The 21716-nt window shown below is 43.8% G+C and carries 19 protein-coding genes; 8 read left to right on the top strand and 11 right to left on the bottom strand.

The features are described from left to right. Positions 1-6 precede the first annotated feature (6 nt). From ACWM1W_RS07965 to ACWM1W_RS07950, 4 genes are all read right to left on the bottom strand, one after another. The gene (locus ACWM1W_RS07965) at positions 7-681 is read right to left on the bottom strand and encodes a YoaK family protein (RefSeq protein ID WP_005235831.1); all 675 of its coding nucleotides are present in this window, start codon (positions 679-681) and stop codon (positions 7-9) included. 42 nt (positions 682-723) lie between these two features. Then, on the bottom strand, positions 724-1920 hold the full coding sequence (gene sstT, locus ACWM1W_RS07960) for a serine/threonine transporter SstT (protein WP_395521598.1): 1197 nt from the start codon (positions 1918-1920) through the stop codon (positions 724-726). Positions 1921-2233: 313 nt separating this feature from the next. After that, positions 2234-3982, bottom strand: coding sequence for a SulP family inorganic anion transporter (locus ACWM1W_RS07955; RefSeq protein WP_180053228.1), 1749 nt, complete (start codon positions 3980-3982; stop codon positions 2234-2236). Between the two features lie 206 nt (positions 3983-4188). Next, positions 4189-4509, bottom strand: coding sequence for an ArsR/SmtB family transcription factor (locus tag ACWM1W_RS07950; protein ID WP_104426093.1), 321 nt, complete (start codon positions 4507-4509; stop codon positions 4189-4191). A gap of 291 nt (positions 4510-4800) precedes the next feature. On the opposite strand from ACWM1W_RS07950, the gene cysK reads away from it, so the two are divergent. The 4 genes from cysK to ACWM1W_RS07930 all read left to right on the top strand — a co-directional run bounded on the left by cysK (position 4801) and on the right by ACWM1W_RS07930 (position 9359). Then, positions 4801-5799: a cysteine synthase A gene (gene cysK, locus ACWM1W_RS07945; RefSeq protein WP_175967709.1), complete on the top strand. Its 999-nt coding sequence runs from the start codon at positions 4801-4803 to the stop codon at positions 5797-5799. Positions 5800-5982: 183 nt separating this feature from the next. Continuing rightward, complete coding sequence (locus ACWM1W_RS07940) at positions 5983-8673, top strand: heavy metal translocating P-type ATPase (protein WP_395521597.1); 2691 nt, start codon at positions 5983-5985, stop codon at positions 8671-8673. Beyond that, positions 8673-9107: a Cu(I)-responsive transcriptional regulator gene (gene cueR / locus ACWM1W_RS07935; RefSeq protein WP_159122916.1), complete on the top strand. Its 435-nt coding sequence runs from the start codon at positions 8673-8675 to the stop codon at positions 9105-9107. Before ACWM1W_RS07940 ends, cueR begins: the two co-directional genes overlap by 1 nt. 54 nt (positions 9108-9161) lie before the next feature. Beyond that, the gene (locus tag ACWM1W_RS07930; protein WP_125278609.1) at positions 9162-9359 is read left to right on the top strand and encodes a heavy-metal-associated domain-containing protein; all 198 of its coding nucleotides are present in this window, start codon (positions 9162-9164) and stop codon (positions 9357-9359) included. A gap of 53 nt (positions 9360-9412) precedes the next feature. Here ACWM1W_RS07930 and ACWM1W_RS07925 read toward each other — a convergent pair whose 3' ends face one another. Continuing rightward, complete coding sequence (locus ACWM1W_RS07925) at positions 9413-10021, bottom strand: TetR/AcrR family transcriptional regulator (RefSeq protein ID WP_005235816.1); 609 nt, start codon at positions 10019-10021, stop codon at positions 9413-9415. Between the two features lie 520 nt (positions 10022-10541). Here ACWM1W_RS07925 and ACWM1W_RS07920 point away from each other — a divergent pair. Together ACWM1W_RS07920 and ACWM1W_RS07915 are read left to right on the top strand one after the other, a co-directional pair. Further along, positions 10542-12323, top strand: a complete 1782-nt coding sequence (locus ACWM1W_RS07920; protein WP_175967703.1) for an acyl-CoA dehydrogenase C-terminal domain-containing protein — start codon at positions 10542-10544, stop codon at positions 12321-12323. A gap of 78 nt (positions 12324-12401) precedes the next feature. Next, positions 12402-13577, top strand: coding sequence for a thiolase family protein (locus ACWM1W_RS07915; RefSeq protein WP_175968215.1), 1176 nt, complete (start codon positions 12402-12404; stop codon positions 13575-13577). A 126-nt stretch (positions 13578-13703) separates the two neighbouring features. Here the strand turns inward: ACWM1W_RS07915 and ACWM1W_RS07910 are convergent, their stop codons facing one another. After that, on the bottom strand, positions 13704-14792 hold the full coding sequence (locus tag ACWM1W_RS07910) for a zinc-binding metallopeptidase family protein (protein WP_175967701.1): 1089 nt from the start codon (positions 14790-14792) through the stop codon (positions 13704-13706). Positions 14793-15249: 457 nt separating this feature from the next. Between ACWM1W_RS07910 and ACWM1W_RS07905 the strand changes: the two genes are divergently transcribed. Continuing rightward, positions 15250-15714 carry a GNAT family N-acetyltransferase gene (locus ACWM1W_RS07905; protein ID WP_175968213.1) on the top strand — a complete coding sequence of 155 codons (465 nt, stop codon included), beginning with the start codon at positions 15250-15252 and terminating at the stop codon, positions 15712-15714. Between the two features lie 229 nt (positions 15715-15943). Then, positions 15944-16831: a DMT family transporter gene (locus tag ACWM1W_RS07900; protein WP_175967699.1), complete on the top strand. Its 888-nt coding sequence runs from the start codon at positions 15944-15946 to the stop codon at positions 16829-16831. A 56-nt stretch (positions 16832-16887) separates the two neighbouring features. Here the strand turns inward: ACWM1W_RS07900 and pcaD are convergent, their stop codons facing one another. From pcaD to benE, 5 genes are all read right to left on the bottom strand, one after another. Then, positions 16888-17667, bottom strand: coding sequence for a 3-oxoadipate enol-lactonase (pcaD, locus tag ACWM1W_RS07895; RefSeq protein ID WP_175967696.1), 780 nt, complete (start codon positions 17665-17667; stop codon positions 16888-16890). 97 nt (positions 17668-17764) lie between these two features. Next, positions 17765-18970 (bottom strand): 3-oxoadipyl-CoA thiolase, encoded by a 1206-nt coding sequence (gene pcaF, locus ACWM1W_RS07890; RefSeq protein WP_175967694.1) that lies wholly within the window; start codon positions 18968-18970, stop codon positions 17765-17767. A gap of 133 nt (positions 18971-19103) precedes the next feature. Further along, positions 19104-19760, bottom strand: coding sequence for a 3-oxoacid CoA-transferase subunit B (locus ACWM1W_RS07885; RefSeq protein WP_175967692.1), 657 nt, complete (start codon positions 19758-19760; stop codon positions 19104-19106). 15 nt (positions 19761-19775) lie between these two features. After that, positions 19776-20447, bottom strand: coding sequence for a 3-oxoacid CoA-transferase subunit A (locus tag ACWM1W_RS07880; protein ID WP_175967690.1), 672 nt, complete (start codon positions 20445-20447; stop codon positions 19776-19778). A 24-nt stretch (positions 20448-20471) separates the two neighbouring features. Further along, complete coding sequence (gene benE, locus ACWM1W_RS07875) at positions 20472-21692, bottom strand: benzoate/H(+) symporter BenE (RefSeq protein WP_395521596.1); 1221 nt, start codon at positions 21690-21692, stop codon at positions 20472-20474. Positions 21693-21716 lie beyond the last annotated feature (24 nt).

The raw sequence follows: 21716 nt of genomic DNA, 5'->3' as shown, positions 1-21716 counted from the left end.
CAGAAATTAGTCGTGTTGATGTCGATAACGTAAATAGATCACCCAATAGGTCAGGCTAAGCAGCAGGCTTAACGCTGTAGGGACTAGGAATGCATTTAATTTTAAATAAGGATAAATCCAGCTGGCAAGTATGCCACCCATTAAAAAGCCGACCAAGATCAGCATATGCAGGATCACTTTACGGGATTCTACTACCAGACCACGCAGGCGATAGCCCATAGCCAGACCTAAATCTGTCAGTACACCAGACAGATGTGTGGTCCGGATAATGGCACCTTTATAGTGGCTGACCATGGCATTTTGTACACCCATCGCGACACAGGCCCATAACAAGGCATAACGCGGGAAATAGGGCAATAATAGCCAGCAAATGAATATAAAAAAAGCCACCAGGCTTAAAGGATAACCATACAGGCGCCCCAAGCGAAAGTGACTATTTCCTAAAATCAGCCCGCTATACATCGAGCCAATCACATAACAGAGCGTAACCAGAATCAGATACAGAATCTGGCGTGGTTGCCAGTCCAGCAGCGCCATTGCCAGCATACTGACGTTACCGGTCATATGTGAAACGGACTGATGCAACACGGTCACCAGTCCTAATACATTAATCATTCCGGCATTTACCGCAAGGAAGAATGCACCCAGTTGAACCCACGATGGTAAACGCTGTAATGGCATGGCAATATCATTAGCAAAACATCTTGATTCTTCAATATAAAATCAATCTGTAGCGCGGTCTACTGCTGTTGTAAATAAAACATCGGTAGATGAGTTGAGTGCAGTCTCGGTAGAGTCCTGCAATACACTGATCACCATACCAATTGCCACCACTTGCATTGCGATATCTGAAGAAATCCCGAACAGGCCACAAGCCACGGGAATCAGCAATAGTGAACCACCTGCCACACCTGAAGCACCACACGCAGACACAGTTGCCACGATAGAAAGAATTAGCATAGTGGTGAAGTCAACATTAATACCTAAAGTATTTACTGCAGCTAAAGACAACACGGTAATCGTCACTGATGCACCAGCCATGTTAATTGCTGCACCTAAAGGAATTGCTACGCTTGAAGTAGTCTCTTTCACACCTAAGCGTTTTGCCAAGTCCAGGTTTACTGGAATATTGGCAGCAGAACTGCGGGTAAAGAATGCGGTAATACCACTTTCACGTAAGCAGGTAAACACCAGTGGATACGGATTGCGACGGGTAATGAAACCCACCATTAACGGGTTAATCACCAAGGCTACAAATACCATGGTACCCAGCAGAACAGCTAATAAATGCGCGTAACTAGTCAGAGTATCTAGACCGGCTTCGGCAAAAGTCACGGCAACCAGACCAAAAATACCGACTGGGGCAAAGCTGATCACCAGACGAATTACATAATTGATTGCATTGGCAGCGTCATTCAGACAGGTTTTAGTCGTGTGCGATGCATGACGAAAGGCAATCCCTAACGCAATTGACCATGCCAGAATCCCGATAAAATTCGCTTCAGCAATGGCAACTACCGGGTTCGCCACAAAGCTCAGCACTAGATTTTTGAGAATTTCACCTAGGCTGCCTGGTGGCTGTAAATCACCTTGCGCTGCAATATCAAGGAACAATGTACTTGGAAATAAAATACTGGCGATGACAGCGCTTAGTGCTGCCAGGAACATGCCGACAGCATACATCAGCATAATAGGTCTTATCGTTGAATTAGTCTGGCCAACCTGGAAATTTGCAATTGATGCAAGAACCAGAATGAAAACCAGAACTGGCGCGACGGATTTTAGTGCCTTAATAAACAGATCACCTAACAGGCTTAAGGAAGGTGCAGCTTCAGGAAATAACAGAGCCACACCAACGCCTAGAATAATGGCGATGATGATTCGGGAGACTAAACTCAGACGCGATAGGGCAGAAAACATAAGGTTGCCTTGTGAAAATTACGAGGGCTAAATGCGAAAAAAATTTGCGTTATTTTATACTTAAATTAAGGATCGCTTAAAATATATTTTTAGATAATATTTAAGTGACTGAAAATTAATAAATAATCAAGATGGTTTTTTATCTTGATCGTATTATTTCCATACAAAATTCTTAGAATTGGCCAGATTTACTGATCGGTTTTTAATCTTTATTTTTTAGATGAATATAGAATTTAAATCAATCATTTCCAGTTATATTTCAGTTGAATTCTTTGCATGACAGCATGTCTATCATGCAAAGAATTGAAAAATCTTAAATCATATAATGCTGAGGCTTTTCGAAAATTTCCGGTGCCAGATCCTGAATCGCCTGAAAATGGGTCAGATAAATCTGTCCACTCAAATGTGTCATGAGTTTGGAGGCCTGCAAACGGTCGAATACCGGGCCTTTCACTTCTGCAAAATGCAAGCGAATATTCAGTTTAGACAATTCAGCATTGAGCTCTTCCAGCGTTTCCAAAGCACTCAAGTCAATCGCACTGATACTGGAGCAGTTCAAAATCACATGCTCTAACTTGTCATTTAAACTTAACTGATTAATCAGATAACCTTTTAAAGTATGCGCATTTAAAAAACTTAGATTTTCATCAATACGCAGAGACAGTACCCGATCAGAAGTCATCACCTGATGACGCTGGATATTCCGGAAATGCTGGGTGCCTTCGACCAGACCCACAACAGCAATATGAGGACGGCTGATGCGCCATAGCATAAGAATAAAGGTCGAAATAATCCCGACGATCAGGCCAGTGGTGATATCCAGTAATACCACACCAAAAAAGGTAATCCACATGGCAATGCCGTCAGCTTTGGAATAACGCCAGGCATCGACGAAAGGCTGGAAATTGACCAGTTTCCAGATAGATACAATAATGGTTGCAGCCAGAATGGTCAGTGGTAGATCCTCAAAGAAGCTGGTAAAGAACAGACTGACCACGACAATCAATAAAGAAGACAATACGCCAGCCAAAGGTGTTTTGGCGCCAGCGTCAGCATTAACCACAGTACGTGACAGACTACCGGTTACAGGAAAGGCGGAACTGATTCCGGCACTGATATTGGCTACACCGAGCGCAATCAGTTCTTGGTTGCTATTTAAATTGCTACGCTGCTGTAGCGCTGTTGCCTGAGCAATAGAGAGAGATTCCACAAAACTGATCATGGCAATCATGCTGGCACCCGGTAATAAGGTCATCACCAGCTCCCAGTTCCAGTGTGGGAAAGACAAGGGCGGAAAGCCAGAAGGAATTTCACCGACCGTTTTAATGCCTTGAACTTTTAAGTCTAAAAACAGAACGGCTGCAATACCGAGAAAAACCAGAATCAGTGGAACTGCTCGAACCAGAAAATCAGTCGAACCGATCCGGCTTTGTACTGCTTGAGATTTTAATAGTTTCGGCAGATAAACCAGTAAACCGATAGAAAGCAGGCCAAAGATCAGACTCGGGAGATGCAAAAGTGGTAAATATTCAATCAGGCTTTTCACCAGCTCGGGAATATTATTGGCTTTTAAAGGTAAATCCACCAGAAACTTGAACTGACCAAAAGCAATCAATAGAGCCGAAGCGATAATAAAACTCTGAATGACCGGATGGCTGATCAGCTGAATTAAAAAGCCGAAACGGAATACACCTAAAAGCAGGGAAATAATGCCGACCATCAATGCCAATAAAGTTGCCGCTTCAATATAGACCGGAGAACCCACTTCAAATAATGGATTCAGTGTGGCAAAGGTCATCATGGAAATGATGGCTACTGGTCCAATCGATAAGGTCGTACTGCCGCCCAATAAGGCATAAATGATCATTGGTAGAATACTGGCATAGAGTCCCATAATCGGCGGCAAACCTGCCAGCATGGCATAGGCCATCCCTTGGGGTACCAGCATCGCGACGACAATCAGGGCAGCCAGTACATCTGATTTTAATTTCACTGGGCTGTACTGACTTAACCATGACCAGGCAGGGAGTCTATTGAGCAGTCTAGACTTAAAATTTGGCATATACAGGTCTAAATCACAAATATAGATATATTATGCATAAATTCTGCTAAGAAGTCTTAGGATATAAATAGGTGATCATTCACATTTTAAAAAATGAATGAGAGGACAAAGGATCAAGACAAAAGACTTAAAACTCTCAGTAGAGAAAATTTAAATCAGGCAGATCGCTTTAAAATAAAACAGGACGAATGAGGTAAATTGCAGCTTTAAGCGACTGCTTGATTTACACAGTAGATTTGATAAAGCTTTTTTAACATTTCTACCAGGTTCTGGTCTTTGATCGAATAATAGATCTGTTTACCGTCTCGACGGGTATTTACCGCATCGCTTTTACGCAAAATCATGAGCTGCTGAGACAGGGTTGGCTGTCTGATGTCGGTAATCTCTTCAATTTGAGAGACATTCAGTTCATTTTGGGAGAGATGACATAAAATGAGCAGTCGGTCCGTATTGGCCATTAACTTTAAAATACCGACAACCTGTTGAGCTGAATCCCGCATCGCGGCAATTTCAAGATCGGTTTTCATTTACTATGTCCATTTATACAATTACAGCCCGCGAATTATACGACTCGAACAGCGTGAATTGATGGATAGAAAGCGTGAATTACTATGGTTTTTAATGAATTGTGTTATCAAGAATAGTTATAATTTACTAATTAAAATATAAGATAATTTTATCGTGTTCCGGTTTTTTAGGAAGAAGATGTTTCATTTCAAACTGCTATCGTGATTCCATCTTGTTTCAGGCATCTACAAAGCCGGAAAATGCTTGTATCATGTAAATACATCTTGGCGAATAACATCAAGGATATTCTAATGACTACAGATTCAGCTTTTCCAACACCTGCCAATTTAGGTATCGCGGTTTATAGCAATAATGCAGAGGCAATTGGTAATACCCCTCTGGTTCGTATCAATCGTGTCATTTCAGGCGGAGCGACTGTACTTGCGAAAATTGAAAGCCGTAACCCGGCATTTTCGGTGAAATGCCGTATTGGCGCAGCCTTGATTGCTGATGCAGAAAAGTCAGGTAAATTGAAGCCGGGCATGCACATTGTTGAGCCAACCAGTGGTAATACCGGTATTGCGCTGGCATTTGTAGCAGCGGCTAAAGGCTATGATATTACCTTAACCATGCCATCCAGCATGAGTATTGAACGCCGTAAAGTGGTGAAAGCATTAGGTGCTAATTTAGTACTGACAGATCCAGCCAAAGGCATGAAAGGCGCGGTGGAAGAAGCACAACGTCTGGTGAATGAAAATCCTGAACTGTATTACCTGCCACAACAGTTTGAAAATCCAGCTAACCCAAAAATCCATGAAGAGACGACCGGTCCTGAAATCTGGGAAGCGACTGCAGGTAATGTCGATATTCTGGTAGCGGGTGTAGGTACAGGCGGTACGATTACCGGTATTTCACGCTTTTTTGAAAAAGTGAAAAACAAGCCGATTTATTCAGTTGCTGTAGAGCCTGCTGAATCTGCCATTATTGGTCAAGCAAAACGTGGTGAGACACTCACTCCAGGACCACATAAAATTCAGGGTATTGGCGCGAACTTTATTCCAAAGAACCTGGATCTGGATCTGGTAGATGAAGTGATTGCCATTACTAGTAGCGATGCAGTGGAATGGGCACGTAAAACTGCGACTCAAGAAGGCATCTTGGTGGGTATTTCAAGTGGTGCTGCAATGGCTGCAGCTGCGCAACTGGCTGCACGTCCTGAAAATGCAGGCAAAAATATCGTGGTGATTCTGCCAGATGGTGGTGAGCGCTATTTATCTTCAATTCTTTTTGAAGATATTTCTGCTGAGTAAATATTTAACAAATTAGTTTCACTAAATCTCGAAAAAGCCTGAAGTCATCTTTGGGCTTTTTTATTGGACTTTATGCCTTCATATAATGAAAGATCAAGAATTTAAACCAGAAGCTTGACCTTCCCATTATGGTAATGTTTAAGCTATAGCATAGGCAGTGAATGGGTGAATGGAGAGCGCAGAATGAATAAACCAGCAACCACACAGTTGTACGAACAGCAGGTACAGATTTCAGGAATGACCTGTGCCTCTTGTGTCGCACGTGTGGAAAAAGCCTTAAAGAAAATTGAAGGTGTGGTGGAAGCGAACGTCAATCTCTCCACTGAACAAGCTTTTTTAAAAAGTGAACAACCCATTCCTGCAACGCAACTCGTTAATGCTATCAATAAAACCGGTTTTGAAGCCGTGATCCAGCAGTTTGATTTAAATATTGAAGGCATGACCTGTGCCTCTTGTGTAGCTCGTGTTGAAAAAGCCTTGAAAAAAGTCGATCAGGTACTAGATGCGCAGGTTAATCTGGCAACCGAAAAAGCTCATGTCACTGCAATTCGTCCTCTCGCTGTTTCCCAACTGGTTAAGGCGGTACAAAAAGCTGGCTTTGATATTCAAACCGACCGAATTGAACTGGCTATTGAAGGAATGACCTGTGCCTCCTGTGTGGCACGTGTAGAAAAGGCTTTATTAAAAGTCGATCAGGTAAGTGAAGCACACGTCAATCTCGCTACTGAAACCGCTTGGGTCAAGGCGCCACGTAGTCAGCTTCCAGCTTTAATTGCTGCTGTCAAAAAAGCTGGGTATAACGCCCATGTAAAATTAGATACACAGGCTACCGATGCCCAGACGGCATTTCAGGAAAAGAAAACCGCTGAAACTGAACAGCTAAAACGTGACTTATGGTTAGCACTAATTCTGGCTGTTCCGGTGTTTATTCTGGAAATGGGTTCACATCTGATTCCGGCTTTTCATCACTGGATTGCACATACGCTAGGTACCCAAAACAGCTGGTATATCCAGTTTGTGCTGACCACTCTGGTTCTGCTGATTCCAGGACGGCGGTTTTATCAGCATGGGATTCCGGCATTATTCCGACTGGCCCCCGATATGAATTCTCTGGTTGCCGTGGGAACAATAGCCGCTTATGGATTTTCCTGTATTTCCACCTTCTTTCCGCAATTATTGCCGCAAAGCACTGTGCATGTGTATTTCGAAGCAGCAGCGGTGATTGTTGCTTTGATCTTACTGGGGCGTTATCTGGAAGCCAGAGCCAAAGGTAAAACCTCTGAAGCGATTCAATATCTGGTTGGCTTGCAGCCAAAAACTGCTCGAGTACAGCAAAATGGAACCTGGGTTGATCTGAAAATTGCTGATGTACAGCAGGGCATGCTGATCGAGATTCGTCCGGGTGAGAAAGTCGCAGTTGATGGTGAAGTCGTTTCTGGTCAAAGTTATATCGATGAAGCCATGATCAGCGGTGAACCTTTAGCGGTGGCTAAACAGGCTGGAGATCGGGTGATTGGCGGAACGGTAAATCAGAATGGCACCTTGCAGATCAAGGCGACAGCAGTCGGACAAGATTCAGTTCTAGCTCAGATTATTCATATGGTGGAACAGGCACAAGGCGCAAAGCTTCCCATTCAGGCGGCAGTCGATAAAGTGACCTTATGGTTTGTACCGGCTGTGATGCTGCTCGCGACTTTGACTTTTATTGTCTGGTTCCTGTTGGGTCCTGAACCGAATCTGACTTATGCACTGGTCAATGCTGTTGCAGTACTGATTATTGCCTGTCCTTGTGCAATGGGCCTGGCTACGCCAACATCTATTATGGTCGGCACCGGCCGGGCAGCAGAGCTGGGTGTCTTGTTCCGTAAAGGCGAAGCATTGCAACTCTTGCAGCAAACCAGAGTTGTGGCGGTGGATAAAACCGGAACCTTAACTGAAGGGAAACCAGCCCTAACCGATTTTGCAGTGACATCTGGTTTTGAGCAGCAAATAGTATTGCAAATGGTCGCAGCAGTGGAAGCCAAATCCGAACATCCCATTGCTCATGCGATTGTGGAAGCTGCGAAAGCACAACAGTTGCCACTACCTGAAGTCAGTGATTTTGATTCAATCACTGGTGCAGGCGTGAAAGCTCAAGTTTCAGGTCAGCAAATTCATATTGGCGCAGAACGCCTGATGCAGCAATTGGGCTTAAGTGTCGATATTTTTAAAGAGAAAGCACAACAGTTAGGCGAGCAGGGACGCACGCCTTTATATGTCGCGATAGATCAGCAGTTGGCTGCCATTATTGCTGTGGCTGATCCGATTAAAGCCACAACCTATAGTGCGATTCAAGCCTTACATGATCAAGGCTTAAAGATTGCCATGATCACCGGTGATAACCAGCATACTGCACAGGCCATTGCCAGACAGTTGAAGATTGATCATGTCATTGCTGAAGTTCTGCCTAATGAAAAAGTCGATGCGGTACGCCAACTCCAACAGCAACATGGCATCGTCACTTTTGTCGGTGACGGGATTAATGATGCACCTGCTTTGGCTCAGGCCGATGTTGGAATGGCAATAGGAACTGGTACGGATGTCGCAATCGAAGCAGCAGACGTGGTGCTGATGTCTGGAAATTTACAGCATGTGGCAACCGGTATTGGCCTGAGTCAGGCGACCATGCGCAATATTAAACAGAACCTGTTCTGGGCCTTTGTCTATAATATTGCCTTGATTCCGATTGCTGCCGGTCTGTTGTATCCATTCTTCGGTATTTTGTTATCACCGATGTTTGCAGCAGGCGCGATGGCATTATCCTCAGTTTTTGTGGTCAGCAATGCGCTTCGTTTAAAGACTTATCAGCCGATCCAGTTGAAGGAGGCAGTGTAATGAATATTGGACAGGCCGCGAAACGCTCCGGGATCTCGGCCAAAATGATCCGTTATTATGAAGATATCGGTTTATTACCCAATCCTAAACGTAGCGATTCGGGTTATCGTATCTATAGTGACGATGACATCAAGACTTTAAGTTTTATTCAGCATGCGCGTGAACTGGGTTTTTCTTCTGAACAGATGAAAGAATTGCTCGGCCTGTGGCTGAACGATGCCAGACACAGCAGTGATGTCAAACAGTTGGCGCAAAAGCATATCGAGTTACTGCAACAGAAAATTGCGGACATGCAAAACATGATGAAAATTTTGCAGCAATCGGTTGCACAGTGTGCTGGAGATGAGCAATCTGACTGTCAGATTCTGAAACAGATTGAGCAGGGTGTGTCACATGGGAAAACTGCACATACGGCTATCAAAGCAGATCAATAGCCTTGAATTAAAATTCGCTTAACCCAAATTTAAACTGATCAAAGGGAGATCAAGATGAAATTCCGTATTGAAAATATGACTTGTGGTGGTTGTGCACGTAGTGTGACTGCAACCATTCAGGAGCTGGATGAAAATGCTAAAGTCAATGTTGATGTAGTCAGCAAAATGGTGGAAGTTGAATCGAGTGCAAGCGAATCTGAGATTATCGCGGCATTAACTGAAGATGGCTTTCCGCCTGAAACTATGGCTTGATATTTGCCATTTAAAAAATAATTTTAAAATGCCTAATCATGATTAGGCATTTTTTATGAAACTGCCGATATTTTATCTGGCGTCATCAATGCCTGATTAATATATAGCTTAATCAGGCGTTCACGTGAACCAATCGCTTTTTGATAACTGGTCGAATTTAATAATAATGAAGCGCCATAAGTGACTGTCCAGATATAAGATAAATAATCCCGGATTGACATGGCACTGTCTAAAGATACCAGATAATCATGGGTCATATCTTTAATGCGGATAATCCGTTCTTCACGAATACGATAGAGTTCCTGAAATAACTCTTTCAGGTTTTTTTCATTATTGGTTAAACGCTCTTCAATGACATGCAGCAAAATAGTCCGGTTTGAATTGAGCATGTGATAAAGCATATATTGCGAAACATAATTTTTAATATCATTATTATATTTATCGGAAATTGCCAGAATTCTTTTTTCATTCAGAATGATGAGTTCTAAATATAACTGGTTTTTGCTTTTAAAATGCTTGTAGATGGTTCCTTTGGCGATGTCCAGTTCTTCAGCAAGTTCACTCAAGGTGATGTCCTGATTATTATCAAGCAGTAGACTTTCTGCCATGCTCAGGATCTTCTCTTTACGAAGAAGGAAGTTCTGCTGTCTTACAGTCGTCATCTTCTTGACTCATCATTTTCGAAAAGGAACCTACTAAGAATATGCTATTTTCGCAGGTATAGCTATAAAACTAAGGTCGTGATATTTATCTAAATTTGTATATTTATTCAACATTTCTTGTAGAAAAAAGTCATATACAGCTGCATTAAAAATATTGTCAAGAAAATTGAACCCTTGAGATCAACTTTGTTAAATAAAATTCCATTTTCAATATATTTGATTTATGGTTTTAAGGCATAAAGCTGAATTATATTTTCGTTTTAAACCTAGACTAGACAAGGTTTAGCGCAGTGAAGCCAGAGTCATTTTAACAGCTTAAATTTTTCATTTATTAATGGATTTAAGTTTTAAGGATTCAGTAAATACCAAAGGTATAAAATTTTTGATTTCAAATTTTATATCGCTGATTTATGAATGACATGCATGGATTTGAGCAAAAAGCCTCAAAATATTTTCTCGAATCCATAATGAAAAAATACTCAGTAACAGGATTGAGTATCACCAGTGAAGGAATGTAAAAATGCCTATTTATAATGCGCCACTAAAAGACATGGAATTTATTTTAAATGATGTGTTTCAGGCCGAACAATTTTGGCAAGATAATGAAAATCTTGCACATTTAGATATGGCAACTGCAAATGCAATTCTGGAGGAGATGGCCAAGTTTTCCAAGAATGTGATTCTTGATCTGAACCGCCCTGCAGATGAAGAAGGTGGTGCTCAGTTTAGTAATGGTGAAGTCAAAACACCTGCAGGCTTTAAGGAAGCTTTTAAGCAGTTTGCTGAAGGCGGCTGGGTAGGGCTGGGCGCGCCTGAAGAATGGGGCGGTCAGGGCATGCCAAAAATGCTGACTGTACTTGCAGACGAAATGATCTGGAGTACCAATCCCTCTTTCATGCTTTACCCGCTGTTAACTGTCGGTGCTGGCATGGCGATCAATGACCGTGCTTCGCAGGAACAGAAAGAAACCTATTTGCCAAAATTCTATACGGGTGAATGGTCAGGTACGATGTGTCTGACTGAACCGCATTCAGGGACAGATCTGGGCATTATCAAGACCAAGGCTGAACCAAACGAAGATGGTTCATACAACATTACCGGGACCAAAATCTTCATTACCAGCGGTGAGCATGATCTGAGTGAAAATATCATTCATCTGGTGCTGGCAAAAACTCCGAATGCACCAGCAGGTTCACGTGGTATTTCCCTGTTTATTGTGCCGAAATTTCTGGTCAATGCCGATGGTTCACTAGGTGAGCGTAATGCAGTATCTGCCGGTTCAATCGAACATAAAATGGGAATTAAAGGCTCAGCAACCTGTGTCATGAACTTTGATGGTGCCAAAGGCTATATGGTGGGTAATGAAAATGAAGGTCTGGCGGGCATGTTCGTGATGATGAACTACGAACGTTTGTCGATGGGGATTCAAGGCATTGGCGCGGCAGAATTTGCTTATCAGAATGCAGCCCAATATGCGACCGACCGTTTACAGGGCCGTGCATCGACTGGTGCAAAATCACCAGAAAAACCAGCCGATTCAATTCTGGTTCATGGTGATGTACGCCGTATGCTGCTGAATGTACGTGCCAATAATGAAGCTTCACGTGCTTTCGCAGTTTATGTCGGCCAGCAGCTGGATATTACCAAATACTCCACTGATCCAGAGGCAGTGCGTAAAGCAACCGATCGTGTAGCTTTATTAACGCCTATAGCCAAAGCTTACCTCACCGATAAAGCACTGGATGCTGCACTTGAAGCACAAATGTGCTTCGGTGGTCATGGTTATATTCGTGAATGGGGCATGGAACAATGTATCCGTGACCTGCGCATTTCACAGATCTATGAAGGGACCAATGGCGTGCAGGCGATTGATCTGATTGGCCGTAAAACCACAAAATGTAAAGGTGCTTATATTGCAGAATATATCGCGGAAATTCGCGATTTTGCCCAAGGTCTGGATGATGCCTTAATGATTAAAAAGGCAACCTTAGATACCTGTCAGCAACTGGAAGATATTACCAATTTTATTGTTGAGCAGTCTCAGCAGAATCCTGATTTCGCCAACTCCATTGCTGTTGATTATCTGCACGCTGTAGGTCTGCTGAGCTTCGTCTATATGTATGCACGTATCAGCAAAGCGGCGGCTACCAAAGAAGAGAGCTATTTCCAGAATAAACTGGTACTGGCAAATTACTATATTGCTAAAGTACTCCCGGATTTGAGTGCGAGAATTCAACGCATTCAGGCAGGTGCAGAGCTGGTGATGCAATTGCCAGAAGAATATTTCACTGCACAAGCCTAAACCCGCAAATATTGCGAAGGACAAACACTGTAGAGCTATCACTTTGCAGTGTTGATAACAATGATGTTAAAGGATGAAATTAGAATGATTGTAATTGTAGAAGCTGTACGTACCGCGATGGGTGGTTTTCAAGGCTCACTTTCAAGCTGTACGGCACCAGATTTGGGTGCTGTAGTGATCAAGGAAGCGGTAGCGCGTGCAGGTCTGGCAGCCAATGATATTGATGAAGTGATCATGGGTTGCGTTCTTCCTGCCGGTTTAAAACAGGGTCCGGCACGTCAGGCCATGCGTCAGGCGGGTCTACTGGATTCCACCGGGGCGACCACGATTAATAAAATTTGTGGTTCAGGCATGAAGGCGGTGATGCAAGCAGCAGACGCAATCAAGGCCGGTTCAGCAGAGATTGTGGTTGCAGGTGGTATGGAATCGATGTCAAACGCACCCTATTTAATGGACAAGGCACGGGCCGGATTCCGTATGGGGCATGGAAAAGTCATTGACCATATGTTCCAGGAAGGCCTGGAAGATGCTGAAACTGGTCTATCTATGGGCATCCTGGCACAAGAAATGGCGGACAAGAAAGGCTATACTCGTGAACAACAGGATGATTATGCGATTGGCTCTTTAAATAAAGCCGTGACTGCTGTTCAGCAGGGCTTCTTCAAAGATGAAATCGTGCCAGTTACAGTCAGCACGCGTAAAGGCGATGTGGTGGTTGAGCAGGATGAACAGCCACTGAATGCCAAAGCAGACAAAATCCCATCTTTACGTCCGGCATTTAAAAAAGACGGTACGATTACTGCGGCTAATGCCAGTTCAATTTCCGATGGTGCTTCCGCACTGGTTGTAACATCGAGCGAGATTGCAGCACAGCGTAACCTGAAACCTCTAGCGAATATTCTGGCTTATGCCAGCCATTCACAACATCCATCAGAATTCACGATTGCACCGGTGGGCGCAATTGAAAAAGTACTGAAGAAAACTGGCTGGAATGCAGCTGATGTGGATCTATGGGAAATTAATGAAGCTTTCGCGATGGTGACCATGGCAGCGATTGATGCCTTTGAACTGGATCCTGCCAAAGTGAATATTAATGGCGGTGCTTGTGCTCTAGGTCATCCACTGGGCTCTTCAGGTTCTCGTATCATTGTGACCCTGATTCATGCCTTGAAACGTACTGGCGGCAAAAAAGGTATTGCAGCGCTATGTATTGGTGGCGGTGAAGCAACAGCGATTGCGGTAGAACTGGTTTAAGTTCATTTAGATGAGATAGCGATGCTTTTGGTAAGCTAAGAGTATCGCTTAATTTATTGAAATAGTATTAAGCCCAAAATAAAGCCCGTAAATCACGGGCTTTATTTATTGTGTTAGATAAATATTTTAGTTCTGAATCAGACGTGGGTTATTAAAGACTTTATCCAATATATGCCGATGAATGAAACGCAGTTTATCTTTCACAGCTTCAGTCAGCTTAAACGGGTAAGCATCTTCCAGACCCATACTGCGGTTTAAAGCATTCAAGTTAAAAGTCAGGGTGACCCAGTTTTCCAGGATATGTTCAAAATCCTGTCCACCAATCGGGCATTCTTTAAAGTCCATACTGGCCAGGTTTCGGCCATTACCTTCCACGCGTAGACCAGCATAAAATGCTGTTTCCAGTGTTTCCATGATATGCAGATAGTGCGACCAGGTTTCAGCCCAGTCTTCCCACGGGTGTGCGGTGGCATAGGGACTAATATATTTTTCATGCCAGTTAATAGGTGCACCCTGATTATAGTGCCTCTCGAGTGCTTCACTATAATTTTGCCGCTCATCCCCAAAATAATGGCGAAGTTCATCGAGTAATTCCGGGTGTAGGTGCTGGATGACATTAAAATAAAAATGCCCACTTTCATGACGAAAATGCCCTAATAATGTCCTGTAATTTTCACCCATATTGACCCGGGTGGTTTCACGATAAACCACATCGGCCTCGAAGGCATTTAAGGTAATCACACCATTGGCATGGCCGGTAAGTACTGGCTTGTCTTTTTCAGGAAGAAGAAAATCAAAACGCAAACCCAACGGATCATCATCCGAATGTTTTGGACGAGGCATAATGTTCATACGTTGGGTCAGATACAGAAAACGGCGTTTGGCTTCCTCGAGCCGATACCAGTAAATCATGTTCTCAGAATTCTCCAGATTCGGAATCACATGCGTCAGCTGACAGGATTCACAAAAATCTTCCTCGTCATCTACAGGGATCATCCAGTTACATACCTGATGATGGGTATAGTTATAACAAGGTTTATAACGGGAATGTTGATACTTTTCGGCAACGGGAACCCACTCCTGAGCATTCAGCTTTTTAAATGTCGTCATTTCTTTTTCGGATGCGATATAGCCGATAGGAGAAAGGCAGTGATCACATACGAATTTGGCGAAAAAGATCTGCTGTTCGCAAACTGGACATTCAAAATACTTCATCGATACTCCCTGCAAAATGAATGAATTACAATGAATTACTGAAACTCTATAATTTATATTCAGATTGCATTGCGGAATTTTATCCTGTTTAAAAATTCATCATAAAAATTTCTTAAAAAACACTATGTTGATTAATTGTAAAATGCGTGTGATCGATTATTCATTAAATTATAGTTTAGTGACTGTTTATAGAAGAAAAGCTGAGTGAACTGTAAAAACTGATGAACTGATTTATGTATTTTTTTCTTAAATAAAAAAACAGAGCACTAATTTAAAAAACTGAATAATGCAAACTATAAAAAAATTAGAGATCAAAAATTATTGAAAAAAATCGATTGAATCGCGTTTTTCAAAAGACCTAATTGGTATATATTTTGCTCAATTTTAAAACATACATAATGCTGAAAAATAAATTATTTTTAATTTTTTAGTTCTGCTTTTGGGGTATTAAAATATGATGAAGATAAGAAAAGCCACTGTTCAGGACACACTAGCAATTGCGAACGTCATTGCCCCATTTGTTGATGTCTTGATTTCTAGTGAAGAGGGACGCAAGCGTTTTCAACCTAAAATTCTTCAGACCATTTTTGATCGAGCTGATATTCATTATTTTGTTGGAGAAATTAATCAAAAAATTGTGGGCGTGGTGGCCTATATGGAACCTGCACACTTCATGCACTTTTTTCTGGATCCAGCTTATCAGGGGCAGGGATATGGACGACAAATGTGGAATTTTTTAGAAGAACAAATCTGTAATCAAGGGCATCAAAGGATCACAGTCAAATCCAGTTTATATGGCTTCAATATTTATAAAAAATTTGGTTTTGTAGAAACAGGTGAACTTACTCACAAACATGGCATTCGCTTTATTCCAATGGAAAAAGTTTATCCTGTTGAATCAAATATAGCTCCCTTAGAATAGGAAAGTCTTTTATTATAATTTAATCAAGAATCTGGAGTTATTTTCTTATTTTTTCAGCATAGTTCAAATCTAAGAAATCAATTTTATCCCTATCAGACTGATAAATTTTAATTATTTCTAAATTAGAAAATTAAACTTTTAGCTATTAGCCATTATCTCTTTTTTAATTAGTCATAGATTGTACTAAGGCATAGAATTAATTCACTTTTACGGTACTAATGATCAGGGTATGGCAATCAGCTGGATTTTCTTTACTTTAATGGCTGCATTTATGCAGGCTTGGCGAAATGCCTTTCAAAAACAGCTCAGTACTACTGTCGATATTTGGGGCGTGACACTGGCACGTTTCCTGTTTGGCTTGCCGCTGGCCGGGCTTTACATTGCAGCTTTATACCACTTCAAACCGGTAGAATGTGTGGTGCATTTTACCCCGAAGTACTGGATCTATATCCTGATTGCGGGTATCAGCCAGATTCTGGCAACCGCCTTGATGGTGCAGCTATTTAAACAGAAAAATTATGCGATTGGCGTTGGACTGGCAAAAAGTGAAGCGATTCTGGCAGCCATTATCGGAGTGATTTTTCTATCAGATCATCTTTCTGTACTGGCATGGATCGGGGTGCTGATCGGTGGTTATGCTGTGTTTTTGCTTAGTAAAGGCAATCAGCTGACCGGCTTATCCACCAAGACTTTAGCCATCGGAATCGGCAGCGGTTTGAGCTTTGCTATTACTTCACTCTTGGTACGTGAAGCCAGTCTGGAACTACCAATGTTGCCAACCGTACATCGCGCTTCATGGGTACTAATTTCGGTGATTGGTTTCCAGTGCATCAGTATGCTGATTTACCTGAGCCTGTTTAGTCGAAAAACCTTAGTTGCCATGTGGCAACGTTTAGGTCTAACCTTTAAAGTCAGCTTCTGCAGCTTTATAGCATCCCTCGGCTGGTTTACCGCCATGAGTATGATGAGCGTGCCAATCGTGAAAACCTTGGGACAAATCGAAATCCTGTTCAGTCTGCTGATTTCAGCTTATTTCTTTAAAGAAAAACTGGCGCGTGCCGAGCATTGGGGCTTGGTACTGGTGGTGATTGCAGCGATGCTGGTGATCTGGGCTTAACAAATACTCGAATAAAAGAAAGCCACGAATTATCGTGGCTTTTTTATAAGAATGAATTAAGCAGCAAGAAAAGTTTGTACTGCCTGATTAAAGGCTTCCGGTTGTTCAATATTGGAAATATGCGAAGCATTGATTTCAAACAACTGGCTATTCGCAATACGTTGCTGCATAAACTGTCCATCTGCAACAGTCGTCACCGGATCCTGCTGACCCGCAATAATCAGCACAGGGATTTGAATGCTACTAAGTTGTTCGCGGACATCCGCCTTAGCCAGAGCTTCACAGCAGTTTGCATAGCCTTCTGGGCTGCCAGCTCCGAGGTCGTTTGAAAGTTCTGCAACGACTGCCGGGTTGCTCTGGATAAAGGGATCGGTAAACCAGCGTGATGCCGCAGTTGCAGCAATCGGAGCAAGACCTTGCTCACGGACAAGCGCAGCACGGTCTTGCCATGCCTGTTCCTGGCCAATTTTGGCTGCAGTATTGCAGACAATCACCTGGCTAAAACGTTCTGGCTTATGAATCGCTAACCATTGACCGGTTAAGCCACCCATAGAAATACCACAGAATGCTGCTTTTGCAATGTTCAAATGATCCAGAAGATTCACTATATCCTGACCCAACTGCTCCAGGCTATACGGGCCTTGCGGTGCTTCCGAACCACCATGACCACGGGTGTCATAGCAGATTACGTAATAATCTTGCTGGAAATGCGCAATCTGTGGCTGCCACATGCTGTATTTGGTGCCCAGTGAGTTGGAAAATACCAAGGCAGGTTTGTTGGCATCCCCAAAAATCTGGTAATTAATCTGGGCATCATTTGATGTAAATGTTGGCATTTGTTATTCCTTTTATTTCCTTCTAAAAGTTCCTCCCTGAACAAGGCATAAGCACTGCTTAAGCCTTGTGCAAGAAAGGGAGGTTAGGAGGGATTTTTTAAACACGTTCAATAATCAAAGCAATACCTTGACCGACACCAATACACATTGAACACAGCGCATATTGACCACCGGTTTGTTCCAGCTGGTTGAGTGCAGTCGTCACTAAACGCGCGCCTGAAGCACCGAGTGGATGACCCAAAGCAATCGCACCACCATTTGGATTGACTTTCTCTGAACCGTCTTCGATACCCAAGTCACGGGTACATGCCAGTGCCTGAGCAGCAAAAGCTTCATTCAGCTCAATCACATCCATCTGCTCTAAAGTCAGACCGGTTTGTACCAGTAATTTCTTGATGGCAGGTGCTGGACCAAAACCCATGATTCGTGGTTCAACACCTACAACGGTTGAGCCAATAATTTTGGCACGTGGTTTTAAGCCATGCTGAGCAACAGCTTCATCAGATGCAATCAGCAGGGCAGCCGCACCATCGTTAATACCAGAAGCATTACCCGCCGTTACAGTCCCCTCTGCTTTCACCACAGGTTTCAGTTTCGCCAGAGCTTCTGCTGTGGTAGAGGCACGCGGATGTTCATCAGTATCGACAACGATCGGATCGCCTTTACGCTGCGGAATCACCACAGGAATGATTTCCTTGGCAAAGAAACCATTGGCCTGCGCTGCTGCGGTACGTTGCTGGCTGGTCAGAGCAAACTTGTCCTGATCTTCACGGTTGATATTGAACTGTTCTGCCAGATTTTCAGCAGTTTGCGGCATGGTTTCTACGCCGTACATTTCTTTCAGTTTCGGATTGATAAAACGCCAGCCCATGGTGGTGTCTTCAATCTTCTGGCTACGGCCATACGCTGTTTCTGACTTGCCCATCACGAATGGGGCACGCGACATGCTTTCTACACCACCGGCAATAATCAGATGGGCTTCACCGGCTTTAATCGCACGTGCTGCCATCGCGACTGCATCCATCGATGAACCACACAGACGGTTCACGGTCGTTGCCGGCACCTGATAAGGCAGACCTGCAAGTAGTGAAGACATACGACCGACGTTACGATTGTCTTCACCGGCCTGATTGGCACAGCCATAAATCACGTCATCGACCTGTTCCCAGTTTACCGATGGGTTACGTTCCATCAAAGCTTTAATTGGCAGCGCACCTAAATCATCTGCACGGACAGGCGCGAGGCCACCGGCATAACGGCCGAATGGGGTACGGATGGCATCGATAATATATGCGTTTTTCATTGTGTATTTGCTCACATATTTAAAAGAAGAAAACTCCTCCCTTTTTAAAGGGAGGTTGGGAGGGATTTAATGAAGTAGTTTTAATCCTCAAATCCTCCCTAAATCCCTCCTTTAATAAAGGAGGGACTTCCCCTTAATTTGATTGAGTCGCATCAATCAGTTTGGCACCAGTTAATGCCTGCAATTCTTCAAATGACAGACCTTCGACTTTTTCAATGATTTTCATGCCTTCAGGAGTGACATCAATTACACACAGGTCAGTATAGATGCGGTCCACACATTTCAGGCCAGTCGCAGGATAAGTCAGTTCAGCCACAATCTTAGGTTCGCCTTTTTTAGTGACGTGATCAGTAGTGATAAAGACTTTCTTGGCGCCGACGGCCAGATCCATCGCGCCACCGACTGCAGGAATTGCATCGGGTGCACCGGTATGCCAGTTGGCCAGATCACCATTTTCAGCGACTTGGAAAGCACCCAAAACTGCGATATCTAAGTGTCCGCCGCGCATCATCGCAAAAGAATCCCCATGATGGAAAAAAGCACCGCCAGTCAGCATGGTCACAAATTCTTTACCGGCATTGATCAGTTCAGGGTCTTCTTCACCTTTGGCAGGTGGCGGGCCAAAAGCTAGCAAGCCATTTTCAGAATGCAGGAAAACATCCTTGTCTGCAGGCAGATAGCTAGCAATCTTGGTCGGCAGGCCAATACCAAGGTTGACATAGGTACCATCAGGAATGTCCTGGGCAACACGTTCAGCAATCTGGTCGCGGGTCAGTTTGATATAGCTCATGATTTTGCTCCTGAATTACTGTGCCGTTTGTACTTGGACAACGTGTTGGACAAAGATGCCCGGGGTAATAATGTGTTCCGGATCCAGCTCACCGAGTTCAACCACTTCAGCGACTTGGGCAATGGTAATGTCTGCGGCCATCGCCATGATTGGACCAAAGTTACGTGCGGATTTACGGTAAACCAGATTGCCCCAGCGATCGCCTTTATGCGCCTTGATCAGGGCAAAGTCTGCTTTAATTGGATTTTCTAAAACGTAATCTTTGCCTTCATAATTCAGGGTAGGCTTGCCTTCCGCCAGCAAGGTACCAAAACCGGTAGGCGTGTAGATTGGCCCTAGCCCCATACCTGCAGCCTGAATCCGGCAGGCCAGGTTTCCTTGCGGCACCAGTTCCAGCTCGATTTTTCCGGCACGGTACAGCTCGTCAAAGACCCATGAGTCTGACTGGCGCGGGAAAGAGCAGATGATTTTACGTACTGCGCCAGTCTTTAGCAGTTTTGCCAGACCATAGTCACCATTGCCGGCATTATTGTTAACGATCACCAGATCTTTCACGCCCAGCTCAATCAGACCATCAATCAGTTCAGCAGGCTGACCTGCGGTACCGAAACCACCAATCATGATGGTGGAACCGTCTTTGATTTGTGAAAGTGCTTCAACCAGAGAAGCAGAACTTTTATCAATCATAATCTTTCCTTTACTGCCTATCACTCAGGCACGTTTTGAATCAGAAGCTAAATTTGTTTTCGGTGAAGATTTCTTTGAGGTAAGTACAAAGTGCGCCAGCAGGCCGATACAGATGCCCCAGACCACAGAACTCATGCCCAACAGGCTCATGCCAGAAGCAGTAGCTAGAAAGGTAATCAGGGCAGATTCACGCTGGTTTTCGGTTTGCATGGCCACGGTCAGGTTGCTGGAAATTGCACCGAGTAATGCCAAACCAGCCAGTGCAGCGACCAGTTCTTTTGGAAACAGGCTAAACAGCATTACAATGCTGCCAGCAAACAGGCCACCGAGGATGTAAAACAGTCCATTACAGATACCAGCGATATAACGTTTGTCTTTGGCTTCATGCGCATCTGCACCCATACACAGGGCTGCAGTAATCGAACCAAGCACGGTTGTGATGGCACCAAAGCAGGCAAAAATCAGTGAGGTAATACTGGCGGTGGTAATAATCGGTTTGGCTGGAACGTTATAACCAGACAGCTTTAATAAACTCATGCCTGGCAGGAACTGGCCCGAAAGGCTAACCAGAATCAGCGGGAGTGCCAGGTTTAGGGTAGAATTCCAGCTCCATTCTGGTTGGATGAATTGAGGAATAGCAATACTGAAATTCATGGTAACGGGCTGGAATTTGCCAAAGATCAAACTCAGGATCAGCCCTACACCCAGTACCCAGAGCATGGCATAGCGTGGGTTAAAGCGTTTCGCGATCAGGAACACCATCAGCATGCTGGTCACGATGATGGGCATGTTTTCGGTAGCAGTAAAAAGCCCAAGTCCAAAATTCACTAGAATCCCGGCCATCATCCCGGCAGCTACCGATTGTGGAATCAAGGCCAGTAATTTGTCGAAATAACCTGTAATACCAATCACGAACAACACCACAGCTGTGGTGATATAGGCGGCAATGGCTTCATTCAGGGAAATTTCAGGAAACAGGGTCACCAGTAGGGCTGTTCCTGGTGCTGACCAGGCCATCACTACCGGGACTTTAAACTTCACCGACAGGTAAATGCTGGAAATAGCAGCAGCGATGGAAATACCCCAGATCCATGAAATCATCATGGCAGGCGAGACCTGCGCCTGCTGGGCCGCCTGGAAAAAAATAATCAGGGGACCGGAATAGGAAATCAGCACTGCTAAAAATCCTGCCACAGTGGCTGAAATTGACCAGTCATCCTTCAGGGTTTGAAACAGATGTGTCATTGCGGTTGCCTCCTTGCGGTCAAT

The sequence above is a fragment of the Acinetobacter sp. TW_SC_4 genome (assembly GCF_054861205.1).
This window is presented reverse-complemented; position numbering and strand designations above follow the sequence as displayed.